Raw genomic sequence first — 10,072 nt, 5'->3', positions numbered from 1 at the left:
GCGGTCAGCAGGCGCCGCGCGGCCGGAGCACGACCACGCCCACGGTGACGAGCCACACGCGGGGTCGCTCGCGAATCGGCTGAACTGGTTGCGGGCGGGCGTGCTCGGGGCAAACGACGGCATCGTCTCGACGGCGGGCATCGTCGTCGGCGTTGCCGCTGCGACCACCGACCGAGCTCCGATCTTCACCGCGGGCATCGCGGGGCTGGCAGCGGGAGCGGTGTCGATGGCGCTGGGCGAATACGTCTCGGTCAGCACCCAGCGCGACACCGAACGCGCACTGCTCGACAAAGAGGCGCGCGAACTGGCCGAACAACCCGAAGCCGAGTTCGAGGAGTTGGTCGGGCTTTACGAGGCCAAGGGACTCACACATTCGACGGCGTGCCAGGTCGCGCGCGAGTTGACCGAGCACGACGCATTCGCCGCACACGTCGAGGCCGAACTGGGACTCGACCCACACGAGCTCACCAACCCCTGGCAGGCAGCAATCTCGTCGGCCGTGTCGTTCACGAGCGGCGCAGCGCTACCGTTGATCGCGATTCTCGCGCCGCCCGCATCGATTCGGATTCCGGTGACGTTCGTCGTTGTCCTGATCGCGCTGGCGATTACCGGAGCCCTCGGGGCGATACTCGGCGGCTCGAAACCCTGGCGACCGATGATTCGCGTCGTGATTGGTGGCGCAATAGCAATGGCCGTGACTTACGGAATCGGCCACCTCGTTGGCCATACCGTTACTTGACGGTCACCCGCAACTACCCGCACAACGCTTGTCGATGCTCTGAATATGGGCGCGTACCAGCAAGTTCAGCCTTACCTTGCCTCGAAACCTCCCAGCCGAGACACGCGCGCAATCCCATTCCGAAATGGTCACATTTCCACTAACAGCGATTGTTTTGCAACCCGTAACAAATCCTGTGGCCTACCGTTGAGTACGGAAAGAAAACGCGAGAAACTGCAACAGAAAAGGCTTGTTTCGTCCAGCGAACCGAATTCTGCCAACCGCTTCCGTAGTGGACCACCGCATTGCGTCCACGCTGTCTGATTGGGGCGACGATGAGCATCCTGGATAACACGGCACACGACATTCCCCCGCGCGAGCACGACGACTTCGAGATCAACGAGCTGGAAACCGGGAGCTTCGAGAACCGAGATTTCGCAAGCACCAAACCTGATCCCACTCTGGATCCGTTCGTGCGCACCGACGAGCGAGCAGACACCGGCGATTTCCCCGCACTCCAACCTGATATCGACGGCCCCAACACCGACCGCCTGGACACCGACCGCCCCAACACCGACGCCCCGCGCACCTTCACCTCCGATGAAGACCCCCAAGCCGGTCGCGCGTCCACCCTGGGGACCGTGCCGGCCCCGGACAATCACGAGGAACACAGCACCCTCCTCATCGCTGCGCTACTCTCCATCGGCTGTCTGTGGATCGGCATCACGGTCGACAGCCTCTTCGATTCCCTCGCACTCACCGCTACCAGCGTCGCAGTGTTTGCTACTCTCACGCTCGGAGTGCTCGTCGCATCAGCACTTCACGACAGCGAATAGCGCGGTCCGACCGCGCCGTAAACGTCGGGGTGACATTGGCGCTCCGTCAGAGAGCGTGAGGGATGAGCCAGGGTCTGACCAGTACCAGGGGCGGGGACGCGGCGTCGATCTTCCAGGGTATGGAGTTGAGGCCCCAGTTCAGCCCTGTCTTCGAACTGTCAGGCGGCAACCTCGTCGGCGCGAGTCTCGAGCTCAGCGGCCCCAAGGGCACCAATTTCGACTCACCTCGCGCTCTTCGTCGAACCGCAACGCTCATGGAGCAGCGCACGGCTCTCGATTCCCGGAAATTCGCATTTGCCGACGCCGCTCCGGCCCGGCGCGTCTCGGCGGCTATTCCACTCTTCCTCGCGGTCGACATCGACCTCTACGATCCGCAGCGCACATACTCGGCCGGCGAGACCTTGGCGTTGCTGATCGAACCGCGCAGCGTGCTGCGGCGTCCGCAGTCGCGGCTCGCTCAGGTCGCACAGGCCCGGCGAGATGGACGACTGATCGCGATCGAGGGCATCACCGCGGATCGTCGAACGGCAACGTTGCTCACGCTCATCGAACCCGACGTCGTGTTGTTGCACCCCGACATCCTCGCGCCGGTTCCGACACCCGAGACCGCCCACCTGGCACACACGCTCGCCGCACACATCGAGCGCACGGGCGCGATCGTCATCGCGACGGGAGTCGACACCGAGGCGGATCGGCGGATCGCAGAGACCCTCGGCGCCCGATACGGGCTGGGCGCGCTGCACCCGCCCGTCTCTGATGCCGACGACAGGGTGCTCGGCGCGATTTCTCAACTCCCGCCCCAGCCCGCCCGCACGACGCCTCCCACCGACGAGAAAACCCCGTACGCCATCGCATCGAAGTCGGGTGCGCCGCGTCCGGCCGACCAGCGACTGCTACTCGAGATGAGTAAAGACCTCGAACGGACCGCGACAGAGGCAAGCGTCGCGGTCGTCCTCGGCACCTTCCAGGATCGACACCACTTCGCATCGTCGACGTCGCAACGCTGGCGCGCGATGTCGGAGAAGGTGGGGCTCGTCGGCGTGTACGGCGAGGGAATCCGGCCCATGAGTGAGGGCAACATCCATTACGCGCCGCTGAGTTCCGACGACGCACTCGTCAACGAATGGAACGTCGCCGTGCTCGGAATGCACTTCGCCGCACTGCTTTCCGCGCGTGAGATACACGGACCACGCCCCAGCGGCCATCGCGAGTTCATGTTTGTGCAGAGCTACGATCGGACGATCGTGACCCAGGCGATTCGAGTGATCTTGTCCCGCTTCACCTGACGCACTACTTCTTGAGCGTGCGAACTCAGATCGGCATCAGCAGATGCTTACGCGGCGTGCGCATCGTCTGCTTGTCGCGCAACTGCGCCAACGCTTTACGGAGCTGCAGTCGTGTCTGGGCAGGCTCGATGACGGCATCGATGTAGCCGCGCTCCGCAGCGAGGTAGGGCGTGGCCATCATCGTGTTGTAGAAGTCGATGAAGTCGCGTCGCACCTTGTCGGCGTCGTGCGCCGACATCCCCTCGGTCTGCCGACGAGTCAGGACCGCTGCCGCCGACTCCGCGCCCATCACAGCGATTTTCGCCGTCGGCCACGCGAAGTTGAGGTCGGCGCCGAGCTGCTTGGAACCCATCACCGCGTACGCTCCGCCGTACGCTTTGCGCAGCACGACGGTGACCTTCGGGACATCCGCTTCGACGTAGGCGAACAGGAACTTGCCGGAGCGTCGAATGGTGCCCTTCTGCTCTTCCACGAGTCCCGGCAGGATTCCCGGGGTGTCGACGAGGAACACGAGCGGAATGCGGAAAGCGTTGCAGATACGCACAAACCGCGTCGCCTTCTCCGACGAGTCGGTGTCGAGCGTTCCGGCCATCACGCTCGGCTGGTTGGCGACGACGCCGACGCTGTGACCGTCGACGCGCGCATAACCGGTGAGGATGTTGGGTGCGAACAACTCACCGACCTCGTGGAACGCGCCGTCGTCGAACAGTTTCACGATGATGTCGCGCATGTCGTACGCGGCGTTGTCGCTGTCGGGCATGAAATCGTTGAGAGCCAAGTCGGATTCGGTGATCTCCGGCTCGAGCCCCGGATTGACGACCGGCGGCTCTTCGAAGCTGGTCGACGGCATGTACTGCAGGTACTCACGCACCCACTCGAATGCCTGCTTCTCGTCCGGCGCGATGTGGTGGATGTTGCCCCACCGCGCCTGGTTGTGCGCGCTACCGAGGTCTTCTGCCGAAATCTCTTCGCCGGTGGTCTGTTTGATGACGTCGGGACCGGTGACGAACATGTATGACTTGTCCTCGACCGCGACGAGGATGTCGGTGTTCGCAGGCGTGTACACCGCGCCGCCCGCACACTTTCCGAGGATCACCGAGACCTGCGGCGAGAGACCGGAGAGCAGATCGTTTCGACGACCCATCTCGGCGTACCAGGCGAGCGAGGTCACGGCGTCCTGGATGCGTGCACCGGCCGAATCGTTGATGCCGACCATCGGGCAACCGATCTTGCCTGCCCACTCCATGAGCGCAGACACCTTGCGGCCGAACATCTCTCCGACGGTGCCGCCGAAAACGGTCTGGTCGTGGCTGAAGGCCGCGACGGGACGGCCGTGCACCAGTCCGTGACCGGTCACGACGCCGTCGCCGTAACCCGTGTGTGCTGCTCCGGGCATCTTGGCGAGCGCACCGATCTCGACGAAGGTCCCCGGATCGAACAGCATGTCGAGACGCTCACGCGGAGAACAGATCCCCTTGCGCTCGCGCTTCTCGATCGCCTTCTCGCCACCGGGTTCGCGTGCCTGCTCCAACCGGACGCGGAGATCGGCGAGTTTGGCTGCGGTGGTGTCGGTCACGTGATCTTCTTCCTCGATGTCGGTACTAGCGGATGTCGGTGCCAGCGCACCGATTTCGCTTCTCGCTTGGCCTCGATGGCCGTCCTAGTTGGTGGCCTTCGCCTCCACGGCTGCAAGACGCTTCGTCAGATCGGCGCCGATCTTGGCGATGTAGGGCTCGTCGACGATCGACAGGTGATCGCCGCCGATGTGGATGATCTCCAGGTCGTCGACGACCTCGCCCCATCGGCCATCCTCGTCGATCTCCGCCCACTGCGGCTCGAGTTCGATTGCGCCGTCGTGCATCTTGTCGGCGCGGTAGAGGATCACCTTGCTGCTGTAGGGCTGCGGCGCGATGTTGGTCAGCGCGCGGTTGTCGACGAAGGACGTGCGCTGGTGCTCGATGATGCCGCCGGGGATCTTGGTGCCCGACATCGAGACCATCTCCATGATGATCGCGAACTGGCCCTCGTCGTCGGCGTCGACGAGTCGGTCCATCGGGATCGGGACGTCGGGGTCGAGGTCGTAGTTGCGAATCGCGAAGTCTTTCCAGCGTTCGAGTCGTGCCCGCTTGTTCTCCGGGGTGTCGGGAACGTCGTGGCGCGGTCGGACCACGTCGATCAGTCCGACGAACGCGACGTCCTCGCCCTCGTCGCGCAGGACCTTGGCGCAGCCGTACGCGAGTGCGCCGCCGAGCGACCACCCGATCAGTACGTACGGGCCGTGCGGTTGGACCTCACGCAATCGCGGCAGATACTGCGCGACGCGCTCCTCGATGGTGCCCTCGACTCGGTCGAAACCGATGACCGGCTGATCTTCGGGGAGCCGCTTGAGGAGCGCCTCGTACGCCGAGGTGTTGCCACCCGCGGGGTGGAACAGCAAGGCGGGCACCGGATCTCCCGCGCTCGGGTCGTACGACTTCTTGCCTTCCGGCACCAGCCGCAGGTAGCGGATGAAGCCATCGGTGTCGGCCGCGGCGTCGAGGAACTTGCGGACATAGTCCGACATCTCCTCGATCGTCTCCGAATCGAGGATGTCCTCGACGTCGATGTCGCCACCGGTGCGCTCGTTGAGCTTGTCGGTGAGCTTCTGCGCGACGTCCTCTTCGAGCACGGGCAGCTTGTTGAAGATGCCACCCGCCGACTTGCCAGTGATGACCGCATACACGCCGAACGTCAAGCGCTCTGCGGCATCTCGCGGCGGAACATCGGAGCCCGCAGCCTCTGCGACGGCCTGCTGGCTCGTCAGATCCGGCGCTGCCGCAGGGGTCGTAGCCCGCTGATCGGCCTCATCCCGCTGATCGAGCCTCGACTGCTGATCGAGCTTGTCGAGATCATCCCGCTGATCGGCCTTTTCCTGCTGATCGAGCGCCCCCTGCTGATCGAGCTTGTCGAGATCACCCCGCTGATCGGCCTTTTCCTGCTGATCGACCCCCGACCGCTGATCGAGCTTGTCGAGATCATCCTTCGCGAGCTGCTCGTCGATGTAGGAGTTGAGCGCAGCGGTGTCGAGTTCGCCTTCGCCTGCGGCCTTGCCTGCGAGGTCGTCGAGTTGGTCGCGGTGAGTCACCGCGAACGCAACGAACTTCTCGACGTCGGACAGATTCGCCTGACGCATCGCCTGCAGTTGCAGTTGCGGAATGTCGAATTCGTACTCGACGCGGTTCTTGATGCGCACCGCCATGAGTGAGTCGAGTCCCAGTTCGATCAGCGGAATCTCGCGCGGTAGATCCTCGGGATCGTAGCCCATCGACTCACCGACGATGATCGCGAGTCGATCACCAACGGACTCACCGGATTCCGGGTCCCACTTGTTACCGATTTCGTCGACGACCTCGTCGTCGACCGTCAGCGAGGTATCGGTGTAGCCGACCTTCGCCGGGTCGATGGCGCCCCCGGCTGTGCCAGCGGTGGACGTCGCAGCGCCGTCGGCCGGTTCCGCGATGCCACCGGCAGCATCTGACGTGCCCGTGACGACCGCTTCGAACAGGAGGTGGAAGTTCTTGTCCCGCTTGGTGTGCACCGTCACCGACGCACCGCCGGGGTGCGGACTCAGCGTGGTGGTCAACGTGCCCGTCTTCGGGAACTCACCGTGCGTAGCCGCGGCGCCGACGCGGGCGTCGTCGAATACCTCTGCGGCCGCGGCACGAACCAATTCGCGCGGATCGGTCACCGCAGCGGCGTTGACCTCCCAGGCGTGGCGGCCATCCGGAAGCGCGACGTGCGAACCGGGAATCCGCCCTGCCGTACCACCACTGGAGATCTGCGCAGTGAGCCAGAACGGCTTGCGGTCGAACCGGGTTCGCGGGATGTCGGCGTAATCGCCTGTGCCGAAAAGTGATCCGACGTCGACGGGATGTCCGTGGACGTAGAGCTTCATCAGGGCGTTGACGACGCCGAAGCTCTCGTCCTCCTTGCGACGCAGCGTCTCGATCAGCTCGGCGTCGTGCAGACCAGCCGAGAACGTCACTGCCGCAACGGAAATCAGCACCGCAGGGTTCGGCGAGAGCTCGAGGAAGGTCCGATGGCCATTCTCGACCGACTTCGAGATCGCCTGGCTGAACCACACGCTGTGGCGCAGCCCCTTGAGGAAGTAGTCGATGGTGTGCACGGGCTCGTGTCCCGCACGGTAGAAGGCCTCGCGATCGACCGAGCTGTAGAAGCCGGTCTCGAGACGCTTCGGCTCGATTCCGGTGAGTTCGTAGGACAATTCGCCCAGCAGCGGATCCATCTGCGACGTGTGGCTCGCGCCCTTGGTCTGCAGTTTGCGACCCAGCTTGCCCTCGGCCTCGGCTCGCGCGACGATCGCGTCGACCTGGGGCTCGGGACCACCGATGACGGTGTGCGTGGGTGCCGCGTAGACGCAGATCTCGAGGTCGGGGAAGTCGACGAGGACGTCATTGATGTCGTCTGCGCTGTATTCGACGAGTGCCATCAGGCGGATGTCGTCGCCGGTGAGCGTCGCCTCGCCCTCGCCCATGAGTCGCGAGCGCTGGCAGATGACGCGCGTGGCGTCTTCGAGTGAGAGTCCCCCGCTGATGTACGCGGCCGAGGCCTCGCCCATCGAATGCGGTACCAGCACACCGGGTTCGGCGCCGTGGTGACGCAGGAGGTCGGCAAGCGCGACCTGGATCGTGTAGATACCGACCTGCGCGGTCTCGATGCCGTAGGTCTGCTCGTCGTCGACGAACATCTCGGCGATGGAGTATCCGAGTTCGTTCTGCACGTACTCGTCGACGCGGTCGACGTACTTCTTGAAGACCGGGTTCTCGAGGTAGAGCTGCTTGGCCATCTTGCGATGCTGCGACCCGAAGCCCGAGAGCAGCCAGACCGCCGTTGCGGCGTCGGGCGAATCAGCCGAGTACACAAGCGGATTCGCTTTACCCTCCGCGACGGCGCGCACACCCTTGACCGCGTCTTCGTGGGTGCGTGCCATGACGACCGACCGCGAGCGGCCGTGGTTACGGTGCGCGAGCGCGCGTCCGATGTCGGCGAGGGGCGTCGCCGCACCCTCGTCGGATTCGAGCCACTCGAGCAGGTCCGCGGCAGCCTTACGACGCCGCGACGGCAGGAATCCCGAAAGCACCAGCGGCACAACCGATCCCTCGACCGCGCACGGGGCGAAGCCGTCGGCGGGATCGACCTCGACGACCTCGGCGGGCGCGTCGTCCTTCTTCGCCTGCGCGGCCAGGACGGCCCGCTCGGCGTCGGTGAGGAAGTCCTCGTCGTCGTCGGTTTCGACAGGCTCAACCAGCGAGGACGACTCAACCAGCGGGGACGATCCGCTGGTCGAGCTTGTCGAGACCACGCCCGACAGGTCGCTCGGCAGCACCTCGCGGACGACGACGTGCGCGTTGGTGCCGCCGAAGCCGAAGCCCGACACACCCGCGACGGCGTGACCCGAGTAGCGCGGCCAATCCGTCGGCTCCTCGACAACCTTCAGGTGGCCGGCGTCGAACTGGATGTAGGGGTTGGGGCCGGAGTAGTTGAGCGACGCAGGCAGCTTGTTGTGCTGCATCGCGAGAACCACCTTGGCGAGCGCGCCTGCGCCCGCGGCGGACTCCATGTGCCCGAAGTTCGTCTTGGCAGAACCGAGGAGCGCCGGAGCATCGGCCTGTCGACCGCGCCCGACGACGCGCCCGAGGGCGTCGGCTTCGATGGGATCGCCGAGCACCGTGCCGGTTCCGTGCGCTTCGATGTAGTCGACGCCGCGCGGATCGACAGCGGCGTCGGTGTACGCCGAGCGCAGCACCTCGACCTGGGCCTCGGGATTCGGAGCAGGCAGACCGTTGGAGCGTCCGTCGGAGTTGACCGCCGAACCCGCGACCACCGCGAGCACGGTGTCGCCGTCGCGTCGGGCGTCGGCAATGCGCTTGAGGACGAAGAGTCCGCCGCCCTCGGCGCGGATCATGCCGTCGGCGTCGGCCGAGAACGCCTTGATGTGGCCGTCCTTGGCCTGCGCGCCGATGCTGTCGAAGCCGAGTGTCGCGGCGGGCGTGATGATCATGTTGACGCCACCGGCGAGCGCGACGTCGGATTCACCCGAACGCAGGCTGCGCACGGCCTGATGCACGGCGACCAGCGACGACGAACACGCCGTGTCCATCGCGACCGACGGACCGTGGAAGTCGAAGAAGTAGGAGACGCGGTTGGCGACGATCGACGTCGACGTTCCGGTGAGCGCGTACGCGGCGGTGTCGTGAGCGCCGTCGTCGAGGCCCATGGCCGCGAGGAGTTGGTAGTCGTTGGTCGACGTGCCGATGAAGACGCCGACCGGCGCGCCCTTGAGGTCGCTGGCCGGGATGTGGGCGTCTTCGAGTGCCTCCCATGCCAGTTCGAGTGCGAGTCGCTGTTGCGGGTCGACCATCTCGACCTCGCGCGGACTCATCTGGAAGAAGTCGGCGTCGAAGCTCTTGACGTCGTCGAGGTAGCCACCCTTGACGTTGGACTCATCGATGACCTTCGCGAGGCGCGGATCGGATTTGAACTCGGCCCAGCGGTCGTCGGGAAGGTCGGAGATGCCGTCGCGGCCGGAGATCAGGGCTTCCCAGGTGGAGTCGGGGGTCTGCCCGGCCTTGGGGAAGCGTGTCGAGAGGCCGACGATCGCGATGTCGTCGTCGGCGTTGCGCTCGCGGATCCAGAAGGTCTCGGCGTCGAGGTCGAGGCCCTCGTCGGGGTCGCCCTCGATGATGCGCTTGGCGAGCATCGCGATGGTGGGGTGGTTGTAGGCGACCGTCGCGGTCAGTACGACGCCGGTCTTGTCCTCGATGTCGGCGGCGAGCGCCACCGCATCGCGGGACGACAGGCCGAACTCCTCCATCGGGCGGTCGTCGGAGATCTGCTCCGCGGAGATTCCGGTCGACGTCGCGACCCACTCCCGCAGCCAGTCGCGCAGTTCCGAGACCGTCAGTCCGCCGGCGGTCTCGCCGTCGGTGCTCTCGCTGTTGGGGGTCTCGGGGTCGGCCGCAGGCTCGATGTTCGGCTCGTTGTTCAGTTCAGACATCGGTCACCAGACTACTTGGCGGCGCAGCCAGGGCTGCGCGGGTTGTGGGCAGAAGTGGTCTCGACAAGCTCGACCAGCGGGGTGCAGCTCGACCGGCGAGTGGTCTCGACAAGGTCGACGAGCGGGGTGCAGCTCGACCGGCGAGTGGTCTCGACAAGCTCGACGAGCGGGGTGC

Annotated in this window: 5 protein-coding genes; 3 read left to right on the top strand and 2 right to left on the bottom strand. The window is 65.3% G+C overall.

Features of this window, described 5'->3' with window-relative positions:
- The 3 genes from A5777_RS02215 to A5777_RS02205 all read left to right on the top strand — a co-directional run.
- Positions 1 to 739 (top strand): VIT1/CCC1 transporter family protein (locus A5777_RS02215; protein ID WP_442903004.1); only part of this gene is annotated, 739 nt, incomplete at its 5' end.
- A 314-nt stretch (positions 740 to 1,053) separates the two neighbouring features.
- Positions 1,054 to 1,554 carry a hypothetical protein gene (locus tag A5777_RS02210; protein WP_005208209.1) on the top strand — a complete coding sequence of 167 codons (501 nt, stop codon included), beginning with the start codon at positions 1,054 to 1,056 and terminating at the stop codon, positions 1,552 to 1,554.
- A gap of 119 nt (positions 1,555 to 1,673) precedes the next feature.
- Positions 1,674 to 2,840: a DICT sensory domain-containing protein gene (locus A5777_RS02205; RefSeq protein ID WP_231894909.1), complete on the top strand. Its 1,167-nt coding sequence runs from the start codon at positions 1,674 to 1,676 to the stop codon at positions 2,838 to 2,840.
- 25 nt (positions 2,841 to 2,865) lie between these two features.
- On the opposite strand, the gene A5777_RS02200 is transcribed toward A5777_RS02205, so the two are convergent.
- Positions 2,866 to 4,416, bottom strand: a complete 1,551-nt coding sequence (locus tag A5777_RS02200) for an acyl-CoA carboxylase subunit beta (RefSeq protein ID WP_005208211.1) — start codon at positions 4,414 to 4,416, stop codon at positions 2,866 to 2,868.
- Positions 4,417 to 4,500: 84 nt separating this feature from the next.
- The gene (gene pks13 / locus A5777_RS02195) at positions 4,501 to 9,897 is read right to left on the bottom strand and encodes a polyketide synthase Pks13 (RefSeq protein ID WP_064861491.1); all 5,397 of its coding nucleotides are present in this window, start codon (positions 9,895 to 9,897) and stop codon (positions 4,501 to 4,503) included.
- Positions 9,898 to 10,072: the final 175 nt, after the last annotated feature.

Source organism: Gordonia sp. 852002-10350_SCH5691597, assembly GCF_001665715.1.
Lineage (GTDB): Bacteria > Actinomycetota > Actinomycetes > Mycobacteriales > Mycobacteriaceae > Gordonia > Gordonia sputi.
This window is presented reverse-complemented; position numbering and strand designations above follow the sequence as displayed.

What these genes read in the sequence shown, in the direction of transcription:
- A5777_RS02210 (WP_005208209.1), top strand. Translation starts at nt 1,054, where the DNA reads ATGAGCATCCTGGATAACACGGCACACGACATTCCCCCGCGCGAGCAC.
- A5777_RS02205 (WP_231894909.1), top strand. Translation starts at nt 1,674, where the DNA reads ATGGAGTTGAGGCCCCAGTTCAGCCCTGTCTTCGAACTGTCAGGCGGC.
- pks13 (WP_064861491.1), bottom strand. Translation starts at nt 9,897, where the DNA reads ATGTCTGAACTGAACAACGAGCCGAACATCGAGCCTGCGGCCGACCCC.